Below are 17192 nucleotides of genomic sequence, written 5' to 3'. Positions count from 1 at the left end.
ATTTGCATTCAAAGCAAACAGGATTCTCATGACAACTAATAAAAAGCGTCCCAGCGATTTTACTTCATGGGACGGAAATTTGGATTCGGTGATTCACACTCATCGCCCCGGAAACTCTCAGAAGGCGTCCATACGACAGATTGTTGATGCTGCCGTGGCCGCAGTGCCGATGTCTGAAGCCGGAGGGATGTCCCCCGGTGACGTCGTGCTGAAGCCAGTTGGTGCTTATGAGGACTTCTTTGTCGCTAATGGTGATATTAAGTTGGACTCGGAAGCGCCTGCGCTTGCTGCGGCCATCGGAAATCCTGATTCGTATTATAGTTACTCAGCAGACTCTGTGCGAAAGTACAATTTCCCCGAGAGTGCGTTGGGTACTGGTTATTATGGTCAGAGTTTTTGCACGTCGGGCGACTACGGGATTCTAACAGCGGCTACCAACCTTGCTCAGATCTTTAATGTTAAAACGAATACTTTGGTTGGTACGATAAGTTTTTCATCTCAAGATTTGACGAGCTGTACACGGAATGCACTTTACGGCATGAGCACTACTTACGATGTATATATGTGTGGTGGCATCAGAACTGCGAGTCTTGTGTTTAATGCCACAAAACTAACTACGATGAATGGCGAGTTTCGGTGCTTGGCGTCCATCGGGGATGATCTTGATTTAATCGTGGGATCTACACAGTCATACTTTAAAGTTATCAATACGGTGACGCGTGTAACGACAGCGATAGTCCCTACCGGCACTGTATCTATCACCTGCGCTACTCAATCTGGAACGGATAAGATTTTTGCGCTTGCTACAATTAACGGTAAGACGGGTTTTTTCGAACTCATCTACGACTCTGCCATCAATAATTTCCGATACAAGCTTCTTCTTGACCTGGCTATTGTGGGCGGATTCATGTCCTCAAGCCAGGGTAGTTCTACTGTATATTTTGGCCGTAATGGCCTTGAATATTGCTATGACATAAACACGACTAAGATCACTCCTGTTGTGATGCCCAATAACATTCTGCTTACTGCAAACTCCAGACTTTATTCTCGCGATAACTTTGTCGGTGTAATCAATAGTGTATACACAGCAGATGCCAATTATGTTTCCTTTGACCGTGGGCTCACTTGGGTGCTGGCTCCTCAAGTAGGTTACCTGACGATGGATATGAAGTTAAACACCGCTGGTACTGAGCTCGTTATGTTGACCAGGAACCCAAGCTACGCAGCACAGGGCGTTATGCAATCAAATAGCCTTATGAAACTGGCAGCTAATCAGTTCAAGCTGCCGAACTTAATAAGCGGTCAGGAAGGGTATAAATACTATGTCAAAAAGTAAGGCGCATTACTGCCCGCAAAGTGGTGTGGTGATAGCACTCGGAGAGATCTCGGGTGGGGAAAATTACGTTGAGATCGACAATCTGACCGAGGCACTGGCTGCACTTAATGACAAGCGCCTGCTCCGTGTTGTCGATGGTCAGCTGGTCATCACTGAATCGGCGTCTGAGCGACTCTCAAGAATTCGGCAATCCCGTGACTCACTGCTGGCGCTATCCGACGTACTCATGCTCAAACTTAATGACTCCGATGCCATCTCCGGCACCCCCGACGTCATTGCCCGACAGCGCCTGGCTGCCTACAGACAAGCCTTGAGGGACGTCACGCTACAAGATCCTTTTGCTGTTACCTGGCCGGTTTTGGAGACAAACGATGAGTAAGGTTGCGGTGTGGCTAGAGATGGCAGGGGATCGGGTGCTTGTGGATCTGGGAAGTAGGGCTGAGGGGTATTGGCGCGGGCAGGGTTATGTGGAGCCTGGCCTGGCTGTCGAGACCTCGCTTCCTGACGAACCTCTGGTTGTTGAGGCGCCTATAAAGAAAGCTAGGGCTAAGAAGGTTGCTGCCGAGGCTTGATTAGAGCCCCATCGCGTGTTCCAGGTGTATGCCTTTCATGATGTTTTCATTCGCGAATATCTCAAGTGCCCGTGCCTTAACGTCCGCAACTATGTCGACAATCGGCGCACAGTTAGCGATTGCTTCCTCTTGAGCTTCTGTTGCCCGTTCAATGACTTGCAGATAGATGTCTTCACCATGCTTTTTTAGTGCCTGGTGAAACGGATTTGAGGGATCAAAGTTGGCCTCAACCTTTTGTGCCATTGTTAACTTTGTTATTGGCATGGCGAACACTCCGTTGTTTTAGATGTTACAATAAACTATAGACTCACATAATAATAAGAAGAAAGTCTAATGTCAATTTATCAAGACGTGGCCGTCGAGGCTACCAAGTCTGCGCCGCCAGTGGCCGTAACTGGTGCAATCGTAATGGGTATGACTCCTAGCGATTGGGTCACCATTCTTACCCTGGCTTATCTAGTCCTCCAAATTTACTTTTCGATTCTAAAAAATAGGCGAGAAGCGAAAGAAAGTAAGGACAAAGAAAAGAAGTCTGGAAATGCTGAATAAGCGCCTGGCTGCCGCCACTTTTTCTGCAACCGTCTGTTTAACCACTTCATTGGTTATGCATTACGAAGGTGTGCGATATAAAGCTTATCTTGATGCTACCGGTATACCGACTATTTGCTATGGTCATACCGCAGGCGTGGTCATGGGGCAGGTAAAAACCGCGAGTGAGTGCCTGGAACTGCTTCGCATCGATGTTACCGCCGCCATCAAATCCGTCGACTCTCTAGTAAAAGATGAACTGCCGGTGGAAAGGCGTGCCGCATTGTCGTCTTTTACTCTAAATGTTGGAGCATCGAAGCTTGGTAGCTCGACACTACTAAAAGAGCTAAATAAAGGAAATGTGGCCGAGTCGTGCGCATGGCTGGACGAGTGGGTTAGAGCTGGCGGAAAGGTATTACCTGGCTTAGTGACTCGTCGGGCGGAAGAGCGTCAACTGTGCGAGTCAGGGCTATGAGTAAGTACGTGGTAATCGCAGTGTTCGCCATGGCGGCTTTGTGCGTTGGTATGTGGCTCAAGCATGACCGTGACCGACTGGCTGATGAACTGAATGCATCGAAGGTTGAGATTGCCTCGCTAAAAGATAGTGCTCAGCAGGCTTCACAGGCACTCCAGGTTAGAGACGAACTTGATAAAAAACTGTTCCAGGAAATGTCGAATGCAAAAAATGAAAATGATCGCCTGCGCGCTGACGTTGATGCTGGCACTAGGCGGGTGCTCGTCCGCGCCAGTTGCCCAAAACCTGTGTCAGCCATTACCAGCTCCACCAGCCTGGATGATGCAGGAGCCCCAGAGCTTACAGCCGATGCTCGACAAGATTATTTCCATCTCCGGAACCAAATAGTCGTCACTGAAAAGCAACTGGCCGGACTCCAGGATTACGTCCGAAAAGTAGTAAAGGCTGGTCAGTGATGGCGACATTGGCTGACAAAACGATCAAGCACCAAATCGCTCTCCGGGGTCAGTTCACACGTATCGCGAAGCAAGCAGCCCTGCATCTCCAGACGCTCAAAATGGCCGTAAAGGCGGAGCTTGACCAGGCCATGGTGGCAAGAGATTGGAACGCCGTGGCCCGGCTCAGAAAGACTTTTGTGACCATCGACAAGCTGATCGATGACGAGTATTCGCTGATGTCCAGCACGCTCAAAGCGGAGCTCGGCGACCTATTTGTCTATGAGTCCGAGTTCACGAGCAAGCTCCTTGGGTTCGACTTCAGCAACTCGATGGTCAGCGAAAAGCTGGTCGAGAGCATTGTCAGTCAAGACCCTTTTGACGGCAAAATCCTTGGCGAGTGGCTCGATGAGCAAAAACTGGCTACTCAGATCAAGGTCAAGCAAACGATCCGCCTGGGCGTGCTCAATGGCCTGTCGACCTCGAAGATCGTTGGTGCGTTGTATGCAGAGCCTGGGAATCCTTTTCTTGGCGCTAAGCGTAATGCCGAGGTTATGGTGCGTACAGCCTCCGCTCATGTGACGTCGCAGGCGAGTCTGAAGACCTTTGAGCGGGTTGGCTTCGGGTCGTATCAACTGAGTGCTGTGCTCGATTCGCGGACAACCCCGGTGTGTCGGGCCTTGGATGGCAAGATCTACAAGATGAGTGATAAGGGTCGGAAGGTTCCGCCTTTTCACCCAGGCTGCCGGACGGTGATGATCGCGGTTCACGATGATGAGCCTGCATTTACAGATGGCTACGAGCAATGGTTGAGCAAGCAAAGCGCCGCTGACCAGGTTTCGATTTTGGGAAAGGAACGATACAGATTGTGGAAGGGCGGACAGTCGCTAGACAGTTTCGTCGATCTTGATACTCATCACGTCATACCGCTTACCGAGCTAAGATCCAAAGAAAGTGTTTCTTAGCCAAATATATTCCCTTTCTGTCTGCTGTCACCCCCCTATACCTATCTGCTCTCTATATATAAGAAGAAAGATAGCATGGGGGTAGTGGGGGTAGATGCACCAAGGCAGGGTTGTCCTAAAACAATTGGCTCAGAGAAACGCTTTTATGACTTATGCAACTTACGAAGACTACCAAAACGAGTTCGGCGATGACGACCTACCATCCGATGCCGAGGCTCGTGTGGCACGTTCAATTGAGCGAGCATCCAGACTTGCAGACACCTATATCAGATCAAAAGGTCTTACGGTTCCTTTGGCGGATCCAGCGGCCATCGGTGACATTCGTGGTTCAGTCCTAGATATAGCACGACTTTACGCCTGGCCGGACAACACTGCCGAGGAAATCAGGAAGCGCTACGAAGACGCCATTAGTTTCTTTGAAAGCATCGCCACTGGCAAAATTAAATTAACCACGAACACTGAAGCAGTTACCGTCTCTGGCTTCGCGAACATCCGCCTGTTTAGAGCCTAACCATGGATATCGAGTTAGTCGCGGATACAAAGCAACTCCAAGAGCTTGCGCGAAAAGTAAAGTCTCTGGGGCCACATAACCCCAAGATCCGCGCCGGCCTAACCGAGATCGCGGCACTCTGGGAAAACAGAATCAAAGCCAACTTCCGACGTTCAGTAAACCCCTACGGCATTCAATGGGCTGACATCAAGCATCGCAAAGGCCAACCACTTATCGACACTGGCATGCTCCGCAATAGCATCCAGGGCGAAGTTCGTGGCCTAAGTATCGTTCTAGGCTCGTCGATTGAATACGCATTCGTACATCAGAATGGTGTTCGCGTTAAACAGCGTATGTTTCTACCAGTGGCATCAATAGGGCTGCCCGACAAGTGGAAGAATGAATATGTTAAGATACTTGTAAAGAACGTCGAAAAGGCGCTGTCGTGAATATCTCTGATCATCTAGAGCTAATAAAACTACAAATTGAAGCTTTGCCGTCAAACCCATCGGTCAAATACTTCTCGGGCGAACTCGAATTCGCAGACTTAAAAGACCTAAAAATAGATGGCAAACGTCCCTATATCTTATTGTCTTGCGGCGGCGGCAATGTCCCCGAAAAGAACCTGCGAGTCAAACTAGAGTTGGACGCGCTATTCGGTGTCTGGATCATCGGCAAAGTAGACCCAACAACTCATGGCATGTCAACAATCGCCGCTGACACTGCGGTTGAAGTAGCAAAGTTGATTGAGAACTTCCGAGGCGACCCCAAAACTAACACCAAGGCGCCTGTGTTACAATTGATCAAGGAAGCATTCAATGGCGTCACGGAAGGGAAGTCTAACTACAGTGCCTGGTCAGTTGTCTGGTCGCAAAGAATCGCACTTGTTTGAGCTCAAACCAAATAATAATAACAATAAATAGGTAATAACATGTCTTTAGGATTTAATGCCCCGGATACAACTATTGGCTGGATCGCGAACGGCGGCTTGCTGATTTCCAAACTCGATGCCAATGATCAGCCTGTAGGTGGATTCTTCACTGTTGGCCAAGCCTCGTCCGCTGTATTAGCTCTGTCTTCGGATAAAGTTGAAATGCAGGACATGGTTTATGGAACGCTGGGTGTCGCCAAGTCAAAGATCATCAAAAACTCCGCCGAGGCCACGATTAACCTGAAGTCGTTTTCTCCAGAAGTGATGGAGCTGGCTCTGTTCGGCAAAGTGACCGAGGACATCGCTGAGACAGGTGCCACTGCCAAGGCTAAAGCCTACAAGGGTCGTAGTATCATCGTTGACGGTATCATCGCTGCGGTCACCAGCGTGAAGATCACTGGCGAAGCAGATAATCTGGAGCTGGGTGCTGACTACGTTGTTTCCAATGGCTCGATCTACTTCCCTCAAACGTCCAGCATCGTTGATGGGGATGTAGTTGATGTCGTGTACGACAAAGCCGCTGTAAGGCGTATCGAAGGTATGGTCACTACTGGCGTAAACGTGATGATCGTGTTCGACGGCGTGAACCTTGCTGAAAGCGATACGCCAGTAAAAGTCACGTATCACAAGGTTGCTCTGTCACCAGCTGCACAGCGTCAGCTCCTGTCGAGCGACTATGCTGACCAGGAAATCAAGGGCACCCTGCAGGTATCAAAAGCAGTAACCGGCAGCGGCCTCTCCAAGATGTTTAAGGAAGAGCACGTTGTAGCCGTGTGATTTGACGGCAAGTGAGGAAGGGGCCAGCAGGCCCCTTTTTTCATGTCACTCGATACGCCGCGCTATAGGCTCCAGCTCGCCCTTGGCCGCAGACTCGGCAATCTTGAAAAGCTCGTCAGTCAAACGATGCACATGCTCGGCCCCAACTTCGACCAACATGTTTTCAAAGGCCTCTTTGATCTGCGTGTCATCCCTTTTATGTTCTAGAGAAAAAGCAATGCAGTTAAATACGCAGTCAAGCACATCAAACCGATAACCAGGCTCTTGCTCAGAATCAACTAAGTAGTCAAAGGCCACAGACTCCGGCATCTCATAACCACTTACACGCATAACAGCCGCACTTTGACGGCAAATATAATCATCACGCTCAGCCAGCGTTAAATCCGAAATCTTACTCATACACGGCCTCATGCCTTTTTTGAGCTCAAATATCATTCTAACTAGGTTTGGCCACCTGTCAATAAATGTTTGGTGTTGAACGTGGTAATATAGTTAAAACAATAATAAAAAGAAGGCATATCAATGTCCCTGCTCGATCTCGTAATTCCATCTAAAAAAGTAGTAATCAACCAATCGCAAGGCGAAAAAAAAGAAGTTTCGTTTGACGTCTTTGGCCTAACTACGTCTGATTTTATTAGCCTGGTCGAAAATCACGGAAATATTCTGGCCAAAATCTTTCTGCAGAATGCAAAGGAAGATCTAAAAGATACTTACAACTCTAAAGTAATAATGTTGCAAGCTCCTGCATTTGGTGCCGCTTGTATTGCTGCTGGTTGCAAAGAGCCTGAGGCTGCTGAACACGTTTTAAACCTTCCTTTGATGACCCAGGTCGAATTGTTGGCCACTGTATTTTCGCTGACATTCCCAGATGGGCTAAAAAAAAGCCTGGAAAAACTCGCGCCGACACTCGCTCCGTTGCTCAAGAAATCGCAGACTTCGAAGCCGAGCGGAAAAGAAAAGAGAACGTAACCGAGGAAAGTGCTCTCGAAGACTTCCTGGATACTCTCATTTCAAACTGCGAGTTCCTGATTTCCTGTGGACACAACACAGCCCATCTCGATCCATATCGCTATTCAATTCGCAAATTATTCAAAATTGCCGTTGTTCAAAAAGAACGTAGGCGTGGAGAGTTTGTGGCCAAGGCGTACGCGGATCACTTGAGCCGAATTTCTTGCGTTTCTGGAGATGCAAAACCGTTTAACGATCTAATGACAAAAATGGCCGGAGAATAAAAATAACATGGCTGCCAATGCGATTATTAACTTAGTTCTAAAGGCTAAGGATGAAGCATCAGGTGTTCTAAAAAGCACCGCTGCGAAAGTAACAGCTCTCGCCGCTGCGTTTGGTGCGGCTGTAGGAATCAAAGAAACCATCCATGCGATGACGGAGCTGGATTTCGCTGCGAAACGCCTCGGTGTCTCGATGGAGGATCTAACTGCCGCGCAGTACGCCGCTTTCCAGGGCGCGAACGTCGGCCCCGAACAGTTTATCGATGCACTGGACGAAGTGCGAATAAAAGTAGAGGAATTCAGCTCCATCGGCTCTGGCGGCGCAGTCGACTTTTTTGAAGTAATGAATACCGATGTGGCAAAGTTTAACAAACTGAATCCATTGGAGCAGTTGGAGAAAATATCAGAAACACTTAAAGGGATGTCTGATAACTCTGCTTTTACTTTCCTTGACCAGATTGGGTCTGACTCGCTCAGGAATCTGCTACCGATTTTGAAGAATGGTGGTGCAGAATTCAAACGGCTAATGGAGGATGCCAAGCGTTTTAACTTAACGCTGTCTGACGCGGATACGATTGCCGTAACAAAACTCAGCAAATCTTTTACGCAATTGGGTAATGTTGGTAGCACTGCATTTAGTAAAGTTTTGGCCGACGTTTCGCCACAGGTAACAGCCGTGGTTCAGGTTATTACTGAGTCGATAGTGGGCATGTCGAAGGATGTGGATGCGCCAGTAAAAAGCATTGGTGACAAATTCACAGATATGTTTGCAGGGATCTTGGGTGGCCTGGTATTTGCCGGCAAGATTAAAGATACATTCGACGTTGTGTTTAGTTTCCTTGGCGAGGGTTTACTTTTTGTAGCTGAGCTTTTCCTTCGTGGCCTCGGAACAATGGATGCAGGCTTTGTGAGGACGGCGAATGGGATGGTCAACATTTTCCGATCCGCTTTTTCCACATCGGTAGGATTATTCAACTCTACCTTTGTTCAGCCTATCCAGGACTTCGCGGATGCGTTTAATCTAACTGGAGTGTCAGACAAGGTTAAAAGGTTTCAAAAGGATGTCACTGATCTACAAGCTTCTTATAAAGAACCAATCAAATTAATTGAGAAGAAGAATCTTGATGGTTCGATAGAGACTTTATCTGAGTTACGAAAAAAACTGCATGAAGTAGGCAAGGAAAACTTCGATGTTTTGAATAGCGATGCGGATAAAAAAGCTGCTGATGACTTTTTAAATAACTACAAAATACAAGCAATTAAAAATCAGGAAGACTTAGATAAAGAGCTTGCGGCTAGAAAAGATAAGTCCGATCTAAAAAATATTGTAAAGCTGCAGACGAAAAACGCAGCCGCCGCAGCTCAAATCGCCGCAACACAGGCAAAGCTTCAGGCTGACCTGGCGCACAAAGAAATAGACATCACCATTGCCAAAATCGATACAAAAAAGCAGATCGAACTTACCGGCCTGCAAGAGCGCGCACGCCTGGAAAACCTTTCAGCAGTCCAGATCGCCGACGAGAAATTCCGTATTGAGATGGAGGCGGCGAAAAAGCTTAGCGAGCAAAAAAAGCGTGGCATAGAAGTCGACATCAAGGCGCTCCAAGGCAGCTTGGCTGGACAGCAAAAGCTTCTCGGCGCAACCCAAAACCTCAACGACACGCCAGGCATTTTGGCCGCGATTAACCAAATCGAAGCCGACATCACGAGCAAAAAAGCGGAACAGGCAACCATTGGCGCAGACCTAGTCAACCAGTCTGCATTGCTCAAGGCGGACAGAGCTGCCCAGCTCGGTCAGATCAAAGAACAGCTTCAACAGATCAAGGACGATGCACAGATCGAGCTACTGGCAATCGGCGGTGATCAGTTTAGTGCCGACATCAAGAAGATCGAGGCCGACTTCAAGGACAGCATCAAAAACATGGAGAGCCTTGGGGATGACTCGACGGCAATCCAGAAGCTGATAAGCGCCAAGATAGCCCAGGCCGAGATGGCCGAGATCGAGCGCCAGTTCGCCGCTTTGAAGTCAAAGCTGGAAAAGCACGAGATCTCGCCTTTTGATTACCTCGATAAAGCGAACGCGCTTGAGGAGCGGGGGACGAAGGCGGCTGAGGTCACCGGCAACCCTGCAGACCTGGAGAAAGTACAGAATGCGGCAAAGGCAGCTAGGGCAGAGGTTTTTGATCTTCAGACGCTGACGGACACGGTGTCGAGCAGTCTCCAGGGTGGGTTGGAGGGACTGTTTACTGACTTCATTTCAGGGACGAAATCGGCCAAGGAGGCTTTCGCTGATTTCGCCCAGGGCGTGTTGACTGAGGTGTCGAAGATCATTGCCAAGCTGCTGATCCAGCTGGCCATCCAGTCAATGCTTTCGGCGTATACGGGCGGTGCTAGTTCTGGTGCTGGGGGACTGATGAGCATGATTGGGGCCGGCGTTAAGCACGGTGGGGGTGGGATTGGTGATTCGGGTCGCTCGCGAAATGTGCCATGGAGCTTTTTTGAGAATGCGCCCAGGTATCACACGGGCGGCGTCATGGGCCTCAAGCCCAATGAAGTTCCCATCATTGCTGAAAAGGGCGAGGAGATGCTGACAGCTAGCGATCCACGCCATCGCAATAATCTCGGCAAAGGCGGCAGTGGCAATAAAGAACCACAGCAAAACATCAGCATCATCAACACCATCGACACATCATCATTTGCCCAGGCGCTTGAAAGTGACGCCGCAACTAAAGTAATTATGAACGTAGTTCGGGCCAACAAAAACGAACTGAGGTATTAAGTGGTATGATGTAGGCAGTCAACATAATAAGAAAAACAAATGACTGCCTATATTACTACTTACGCCTCGGGCACTGCGTATATGTCCGCACTTTGCACCAAGCTCCAGTCAGCCGGTTGGGGTTTAGTGCGTGATACCGCATCAGAGAAAGTATTTAAGTTGCCCAGCGATATGGGCTTTGTGGCTTTTATCGTTAGCGCCGACGTGTGCTTGGTATCTGGCTTTCCATTTTTTGACGACAATAAAAGCGTCAGTGACCAGGCAGGTTCTTACGTGTCTTCATTGCCACGGTTTGTACTGCCAGCGGGCTCGTGCAACTGCATTACCGTCGTTAGTTCCAGGCGAGTCGCGGGAGTATTGGTTGCAGGTGGCGTTTATTACTCGTTCTATGCCGGTCTAATCGAGTCGTTTGGATCGTCGAGGCAATACCCGTTTCCGTGCTTTATCGGCGGTTCTGGGTCGATTGACACGCTTTTCAAATCAGCATACCCGTTTTACGGTGGTGGGGCTTTGTACTGCCCTAAGGTTTGCTGTCCTGATGGTAGCTGGCAGTTGGTTGGTGGCGATGACGTGGTTGCGTATACGTCTTTTGATCCTGCCGTCAATGCTGCTTACATTCATCCCTTTAACGCCAGGTTTAGAAGCATTGGTGCTTGCCTGGATGGCCAGGTTGTGTTGTTTCCAGCGCTTGTAGTTTCATCGGTGTTTGCTGGATCTAATTCAAGGCCACGTGATGGTGCTGGGAATAAATACGCGGATGACGGCCAATGGCTTGGATATCTCGAGGGAGTGTATGTGACTACCCAGGGCCTACCCAATGGCGCTACTTTTGCGATGGATGGAGTTACATATGTTGTTGTTCCAAACGTCAATCGTAGTTCGGAACAATATATCTTGAGGTTATCATGAAGCATTTTAGTTCGCCATTCGCTACTCATAATGACCTAATAGCAGTAATTAAGAGCTTTTTAGATAAGTCGGGCTGGACTATTGAACGATTCGGCTGGATGGAACCTACGGAGAGAATTACGACGGAATATGAAATTGTAAACTACGCCAAGGTCTATAAAAAAGTCACTGACGTTGACCGTCGCATGGGAATGCAATTGATTGCGTCGAAGTCTGGGTCTTACTTTAGCTTTAGGAGTATTGATGGTGTTGATCTAGAAAATGAGAAATTCTTCGGTCGCTCGCTTTGGGGGCAGCGAGGTGTCGTTGTACAAGCACTTAATTCCTTCGATGTTTCAAAGCGATTTTTAGAGCAAGCCAGGCGAACATCCCAGAAGTGCCTGCTTGAGAGTGGGCAGGGCGGTACTGTTCATTTTTATTCGTCCGGCGATTATGTTTTGATCACTACTAAATACGCATTAAATAGGTATGCGACGGTCAGCTTCGGTAATTTGCCTCTATATGTGCCAGGAACTGGCGGGCAATTCATATGCTCTACTCAAGCGCTGGACAGCACATATGTCATGCCGTTGTTTAGTGACTATGCGCCAATGGTCTCTTACAAATACAACTACCAAACCTTGGTCGGTTGGGATAACGGTAACATCACACGCTCTGAAATGATGGTTTACAACTATCCTAGCAATGAGTTTCCGTCTAACTCAAATCCTGGCATGAGTTATGGCAGCGTCGGTAATTTTGCTCGATGTGGCCGGCTGGCTGGTGGATTTCCAGGGCTTGTTCCAGTGCGTATTTATGTTCTTATTGGCGGTAAGTACAGTCCTTTTGCTGAGTTCAAAGATGTATTTTTTACTTCGTTCCAGCATATCGAGCCAGGCCAGGTTTTTAAGATTGGGCAATCTAGTTATGTTGGATTTCCTTTCGTCGGCAAACAGAGCCAGTTAAGTGCTAGTTCTAACGTTGGGTATGTGGTGAAATTAGATGACTAGCATTGCAAAGACATTCAAAGACCAGTTTTCAAATAACGTGTTCATCGAGAACAATAGTGCTGCCGTCGTTGATGGTGAGGCAACTGTAAGCATTTGGCACTCGTTTTCGGCCAGCACCACCGTCAAGTCTGTTGAGTCCGACGCCGTGGCATCTGACACTAGGAATGTTAATCTTGCTCCGCTTGAGTCTAAGGATTATAGAGTTTCTTTTAACCAAAATGGGGGGCTACCTGTCACTGCCGTCCTAGGCGGCGTTGAATACACTGCTGGATTTGAACAGCAAACCGCGACTTTGATTGCAAACAAACCCGACTGGTCGACACCGCCTTCAATGAAGTTGAGTTATCTGACTGAGGTGCTTGTCAGCTTTGATGGTACTGAACAACGAATATCTGTGCGTGACAAACCTCGTCTGAGTGTCCGTTATAGTATCCCTGTCGTTGACGATGATAGGTACGCGTTCGAATCTAAGTTTATTGATACAACAGGTCTTCTATTTGTGCCGATGTGGCACCTGCAAAAAATCCTCGGTTACGAAATAAACTCAGGAGACTCCGTGATTAAGTTGATGGAGTCTAATGCGTATATAGATAGTGGTCAGCGCCTATTGATTAGTGAGGGTGATGCAGTGGAGATGGTTGAGGTTTCTTATCGCTCTGGGGGGCTTGTTAGCCTAAGCAAATCGGTTAAGAATAACTTTTCTTCGTCGGCCATCATCACCCCAGTGGTAGTTGCTAGGCATGCTGACGAGTCATCTGCAAGATCGATACTAAGCTCGCTTGACATATCGGAACTAACGTTCGATGCCGATGAAGTTCTTTTCGAAAAGCCGAAATATAGCGTGGGGTTCGATAAATTCCACACCGGGGAGGCTGTAGCCGATTCACTTACTCAATTCATCGGTGAGCGCTATGTCTTTCCGTTCCGCCCTGATCGCACAAGCGATATCTCAATACAACATCAGCGCCTGCGCGAGATTCTCGACACTCAAACAGGCGCTAGGTCGGTATATGAGCGGGCCCAGGGAGCTATCCGGATGTTCTCTTACGGCTTTAGGTTTTTCAGCGAGGCCGAGCGCCAACTCTTCGAGGACTTTGCTGACTTGCACAAGGGGGCTCAAAAGGAATTCTATTTCGAAGGCCCAGGTAAGTTCTTCGATCTGCTTGTTCCAATCACGGCGTCAACAAACTCAATCGTAATTAAATACCAGGGTTTGTCGAAAAGAACTGCGAGCACTCCTCCTGGCATTGCGATAAAACTATATAATGGTACAACGGTATATAACGCAATAACGCAAGCGGTTGATAACAAAGATGGCACTGAGACCATCACGCTGCTTAATCTGATGCGTGATTTGGATGTCGAATATATTGCTCCTCTATATTTGGGACGATTCGACTCCGACGATTTTACGTATGCCTTCGACACCTCCGAAGTGTCGACAATAACAAAAACAATAAGGCAATTACTGTATGCTGACACTGTCGAAAATCGAGTCCTCGCTGAGCTTTAGTCGGCCAGTTGAATTGTACCTATTCGAATATGGTTTAACTCAATACGCTTACACGACCGGTTCAAAACAGCATTTGCACACTGATGGCATAGTCTACAAACCATTGACCATCAGGCGCGGTAGTATCACCAGAACGCAAGACGATAACAAAAGTTCCCTGCAGGTAACGGTTCCTGGCAACTCAGAAGTCCCGTTACTCTTCCTAAATCAGCTCCCTCAAAATCACGTAATGCTCCGAATCTTTCGGACAAATGATTATTTGCTTGAGCAATATAAGCTATCGAGCAGTATTGATGGCGAAGTTCTCAGTGCCTACACAAGCGTCTTTATGGGGGAGGTTGTTCAGACTCGATGGAATAACTCGGTTGCAGAGCTTACATGCGCACCAGTTTCCGCGCTTCAGCGCCGCCAGGTGCTTAGGATGGGCTACCAGGCACAGTGTAATAATCACGTATTTGACGACTTGTGCACCCTAAAATTAACTGACTGGCAGGAAACGGTAACGGTAACGTCCATAACAAATAGTGGTTTTACGATAGGCGTTAAAAGCAAGTCGCACTCGGATAACTACTACACTGCCGGACTGCTATCAAGAGGTAACTCGGACTTCCGAACTGTTACAAATGTGTCCGGGACATCGATTAGTGTATTGGCACCTTTTGATGGTCTAAAGGTCGGGGATCAATTGGAGCTTGCTAAAGGATGTAACGGTTCTGCCGCCTCATGCCAGTCCTTTGGGAATTTTGATAATTTTCTCGGATGTTTGAATATACCGACCGACAATCCTTTCCAATAAATAATAAAAATAAGGAATAAATATGCTTTGGTTATTGGCAGTGATATTTGTCGCTGGACTCGTTTTGGCAGCTAGCAGGGTCGCCAAAATGGAGGGGGCCAAGCCTGCCGGCATACAAGACTTTACATTTCCAACTGCGGCTGAGCGCCCAATCCAAGTCGTTTTTGGTACATGCGAAGTGAAAGGCGCTAACGTACTTTGGTATGGAGATCTTTCGACAAGGCCCATCGTCACTAAAGTAAAGACTCTTTTTAATACAACGAGCACTGTTACCGGGCATCGTTACTACATGGGCGTGCAGATGGGAATAACCCACGGCCCAGACGTTATCTTGCGAAAAATAAAATTTGGCGACGACGTGGCCTGGACTGGCATTTCGCTTGGGCAGCAGGACTATACGCTTTCCGGACAAAGCGACTCCGGCATCATTGATATAAACAAGCCAGAGCTTTTTGGCGGTGATGCGGGCAATGGAGGCGTCACTGGCCGGGTTCGTTTTTACAACGGCAGCAGAAACCAGGCTACTAACTCGTACTTAAAATCAGTGCTTGGCGATGGCCGTGTTTCGGCTCTGAGATCGATCTCGTACGTAGTCCTCGAAAAGTGCTACATCGGCAATTCCCCAGCACCTGCGGCTGTCTCTTTTGAGGTTTCCCGCCATCCAGTAGGCCCGGAGTTCGAGCTTGGAAGCGTGTATGGCTATGCAAGCGTGTACGCGCAGGTTGGCCCAGACGGTGTCGACGCTAATCCGGCTTACGTAATTTACGAGCTCCTAACGTCAAACCGATTCGGCGCAGCAATCCCAAAAAGTTTTATTGACGAGCAGTCATTCATCGCAGCTGCCGTCCGATATTTTGGTGAAGGCCTTGGCGTTTCTCTTGCTATCGACGGTGCAATCAGCGCGGCAGACGTGATAAGCAACATTCTGCAAGTTACTCAAACAGCGATGTTCGAAGACAAGGCCACAGGAAAACTCAAGCTCAAATTGATCCGGAACGATTACACGCTGGACGATCTATTCCAGATCAGCGATTCCAACATATTGAACGTCAATGACTACACAAAGGGCTCTCTCGACTCAGCGGCCAGCGAGGTCAAAGTCACCTACAAATCTCGTGATTTTGAGTACCAAGACCGCACGGCCATCGCGCAAAACAACGGCGTCAGGTTGCACAAAGGGGATGTTGATACGAGGAAATTCAACATGCCGGCAATCTCACGGGCCGAGGTCGCGGCGCAGGTGGCGCAGCGGGAGCTAGTGGCGCTGTCCGGCCAGCTTGCAACGTGCTCGGTTGAATGCAATCGATCAGCGGCTGAGGTCGAAGTAGGGGACGTCGTACTGATGAGCTGGAAACCCCAGAAGATCGAGCGAATTGCAATGAGAGTCACGGAAGTAGGCCTCGGCGAAGCGGGCTCTAAGGCGGTCACGCTAAAGTTGGTACAAGACGTATTCGGCGTCCACGCATCGATCTATACCACCGGCTCTGAGCGCGCATGGTCAAAGCCACTGGGCCTCCCTGAAAACGTCACCAACTACCTGGCAGTGGAGGCTCCTGCAATCCTCGCCAACAACCAAGCTACTCGCAGCATACTCATAGCGGCAGCAAACCCATCGAACTGCCTCGGCTACACGCTGGCAGTGCAGGGCACAGGCGATAGCAGTTACATACAAACTAAAGATCAGATGTTTACACCGCTACTGACGCTTAAAAACTCCCTGCCAGCGAATTCCTACTATCAGCCATCCCTCCAGCTCCTGGGCAGCTTTGACGGCCTAGACAGCTATAGCGAGCAAGAGATGCGCCAGGGCCTTGGGCTCGCGATCATTGACAGCACAGCCGGTGTCGAGTGGGTTTGCTATCAAACGGTCAACTCAGTGCTTGGTACTATCGCCAGTGTCCAACGGGGCCTTTTTGGAACGACTCCGCTTGCGCACCCGGCTGGCTCCAAAATCTGGATTGTTTCGGAAGGGTTTGGTTTGTCGTCAAATGACTATGCTCTTGGAGATAATGTCGCCATAAAAATGCTTACGCGAACCAACAAAGGGCAGCTGTCGCTTACGGATGCCACGGTCAGATCCTTCACTATCGCTGGCGCGAATGAGCGGGCTTGGGCGCCTGGGGCTGTTTACGCCAATGGAAACCTTGGTACTGTGATTACTGGCATGGCGAGGTTGGCGTGGAAGCGCCGGGATGGTAAGGAGCCAAGGATTGTTTTTTACGCTGACAACTCGAGCCAAGTCACGACAAGTACATACACAGTCAAGGTCAAGAGTAATGGTGTTGTGATCAAGACGGTTACTGGTCTGACTGCAGAGTCCTGGGACTTCACTGATGAGCAGAGCTTAAATGGCGGGGCGTACTTTAAGTCGCTGACGTTTGAGGTGAGTGCACAAAAGCCTGGGTTTGCTGACTCGATGCCGGTGATTATTCCGATAACCCGATAAATAAAAAAAGGGCCCGCTAGGCC

General features: G+C 48.7%; 20 protein-coding genes. 18 read left to right on the top strand and 2 right to left on the bottom strand.

What is annotated here, in order from left to right; translation table 11 throughout:
* Window positions 1–28 precede the first annotated feature (28 nt).
* From ACA058_RS17915 to ACA058_RS17905, 3 genes are read left to right on the top strand one after another with little or no spacing between them, the layout of a single operon-like run.
* Window positions 29–1336 carry a hypothetical protein gene (locus ACA058_RS17915; protein WP_497635206.1) on the top strand — a complete coding sequence of 436 codons (1308 nt, stop codon included), beginning with the start codon at window positions 29–31 and terminating at the stop codon, window positions 1334–1336.
* Window positions 1323–1715 (top strand): phage tail assembly chaperone, encoded by a 393-nt coding sequence (locus tag ACA058_RS17910; RefSeq protein WP_497635205.1) that lies wholly within the window; start codon window positions 1323–1325, stop codon window positions 1713–1715. Before ACA058_RS17915 ends, ACA058_RS17910 begins: the two co-directional genes overlap by 14 nt.
* Window positions 1708–1908, top strand: coding sequence for a hypothetical protein (locus ACA058_RS17905; RefSeq protein WP_497635204.1), 201 nt, complete (start codon window positions 1708–1710; stop codon window positions 1906–1908). Before ACA058_RS17910 ends, ACA058_RS17905 begins: the two co-directional genes overlap by 8 nt.
* Here the strand turns inward: ACA058_RS17905 and ACA058_RS17900 are convergent, their stop codons facing one another.
* Window positions 1909–2172, bottom strand: coding sequence for a hypothetical protein (locus ACA058_RS17900; RefSeq protein ID WP_497635203.1), 264 nt, complete (start codon window positions 2170–2172; stop codon window positions 1909–1911). It abuts the gene before it with no gap.
* A 69-nt stretch (window positions 2173–2241) separates the two neighbouring features.
* Here ACA058_RS17900 and ACA058_RS17895 point away from each other — a divergent pair, with 69 nt between their 5' ends.
* The 8 genes from ACA058_RS17895 to ACA058_RS17860 all read left to right on the top strand — a co-directional run bounded on the left by ACA058_RS17895 (window position 2242) and on the right by ACA058_RS17860 (window position 6508).
* Window positions 2242–2457 (top strand): hypothetical protein, encoded by a 216-nt coding sequence (locus ACA058_RS17895; RefSeq protein WP_497635202.1) that lies wholly within the window; start codon window positions 2242–2244, stop codon window positions 2455–2457.
* Window positions 2447–2911, top strand: a complete 465-nt coding sequence (locus ACA058_RS17890) for a lysozyme (protein WP_497635201.1) — start codon at window positions 2447–2449, stop codon at window positions 2909–2911. Before ACA058_RS17895 ends, ACA058_RS17890 begins: the two co-directional genes overlap by 11 nt.
* Entirely contained in the window at window positions 2908–3366 is a 459-nt protein-coding gene (locus ACA058_RS17885) for a lysis protein (protein ID WP_497635200.1), read from the top strand. Before ACA058_RS17890 ends, ACA058_RS17885 begins: the two co-directional genes overlap by 4 nt.
* Window positions 3366–4310: a minor capsid protein gene (locus ACA058_RS17880; protein WP_497635199.1), complete on the top strand. Its 945-nt coding sequence runs from the start codon at window positions 3366–3368 to the stop codon at window positions 4308–4310. The genes ACA058_RS17885 and ACA058_RS17880 overlap by 1 nt, the downstream gene beginning before the upstream one ends.
* Window positions 4311–4455: 145 nt before the next feature.
* A complete protein-coding gene (locus ACA058_RS17875) occupies window positions 4456–4821 on the top strand; it encodes a phage protein Gp36 family protein (protein WP_497635198.1) in 366 nt (121 codons plus the stop codon).
* 2 nt (window positions 4822–4823) lie between these two features.
* On the top strand, window positions 4824–5249 hold the full coding sequence (locus tag ACA058_RS17870) for a phage virion morphogenesis family protein (RefSeq protein WP_497635197.1): 426 nt from the start codon (window positions 4824–4826) through the stop codon (window positions 5247–5249).
* Window positions 5246–5692 carry a hypothetical protein gene (locus ACA058_RS17865; RefSeq protein WP_497635196.1) on the top strand — a complete coding sequence of 149 codons (447 nt, stop codon included), beginning with the start codon at window positions 5246–5248 and terminating at the stop codon, window positions 5690–5692. The genes ACA058_RS17870 and ACA058_RS17865 overlap by 4 nt, the downstream gene beginning before the upstream one ends.
* A 39-nt stretch (window positions 5693–5731) precedes the next feature.
* Window positions 5732–6508, top strand: coding sequence for a phage tail tube protein (locus ACA058_RS17860; protein ID WP_497635195.1), 777 nt, complete (start codon window positions 5732–5734; stop codon window positions 6506–6508).
* 45 nt (window positions 6509–6553) lie between these two features.
* Here ACA058_RS17860 and ACA058_RS17855 read toward each other — a convergent pair whose 3' ends face one another.
* Window positions 6554–6907, bottom strand: coding sequence for a hypothetical protein (locus ACA058_RS17855; protein ID WP_497635194.1), 354 nt, complete (start codon window positions 6905–6907; stop codon window positions 6554–6556).
* Between the two features lie 123 nt (window positions 6908–7030).
* Here ACA058_RS17855 and ACA058_RS17850 point away from each other — a divergent pair, with 123 nt between their 5' ends.
* The 7 genes from ACA058_RS17850 (at window position 7031) to ACA058_RS17820 (ending at window position 17169) form a co-directional block, all read left to right on the top strand.
* On the top strand, window positions 7031–7477 hold the full coding sequence (locus ACA058_RS17850) for a phage pre-tape measure protein (protein ID WP_497635193.1): 447 nt from the start codon (window positions 7031–7033) through the stop codon (window positions 7475–7477).
* Between the two features lie 270 nt (window positions 7478–7747).
* Entirely contained in the window at window positions 7748–10516 is a 2769-nt protein-coding gene (locus ACA058_RS17845) for a phage tail tape measure protein (protein ID WP_497635192.1), read from the top strand.
* Window positions 10517–10555: 39 nt separating this feature from the next.
* Window positions 10556–11425: a hypothetical protein gene (locus ACA058_RS17840; RefSeq protein ID WP_497635191.1), complete on the top strand. Its 870-nt coding sequence runs from the start codon at window positions 10556–10558 to the stop codon at window positions 11423–11425.
* Complete coding sequence (locus ACA058_RS17835) at window positions 11422–12414, top strand: hypothetical protein (protein ID WP_497635190.1); 993 nt, start codon at window positions 11422–11424, stop codon at window positions 12412–12414. The genes ACA058_RS17840 and ACA058_RS17835 overlap by 4 nt, the downstream gene beginning before the upstream one ends.
* The gene (locus tag ACA058_RS17830) at window positions 12407–13927 is read left to right on the top strand and encodes a hypothetical protein (RefSeq protein WP_497635189.1); all 1521 of its coding nucleotides are present in this window, start codon (window positions 12407–12409) and stop codon (window positions 13925–13927) included. The genes ACA058_RS17835 and ACA058_RS17830 overlap by 8 nt, the downstream gene beginning before the upstream one ends.
* Window positions 13887–14723 (top strand): phage BR0599 family protein, encoded by an 837-nt coding sequence (locus tag ACA058_RS17825; RefSeq protein ID WP_497635188.1) that lies wholly within the window; start codon window positions 13887–13889, stop codon window positions 14721–14723. Before ACA058_RS17830 ends, ACA058_RS17825 begins: the two co-directional genes overlap by 41 nt.
* Window positions 14724–14745: 22 nt before the next feature.
* Window positions 14746–17169: a phage tail protein gene (locus ACA058_RS17820; RefSeq protein ID WP_497635187.1), complete on the top strand. Its 2424-nt coding sequence runs from the start codon at window positions 14746–14748 to the stop codon at window positions 17167–17169.
* The last annotated feature ends 23 nt before the right edge of the window (window positions 17170–17192 follow it).

It is taken from the genome of Pseudomonas sp. LBUM1649 (assembly GCF_059716155.1).
Note: the sequence above shows the minus strand (reverse complement) of the source record. Positions and strands in the feature narration are given on the sequence as shown.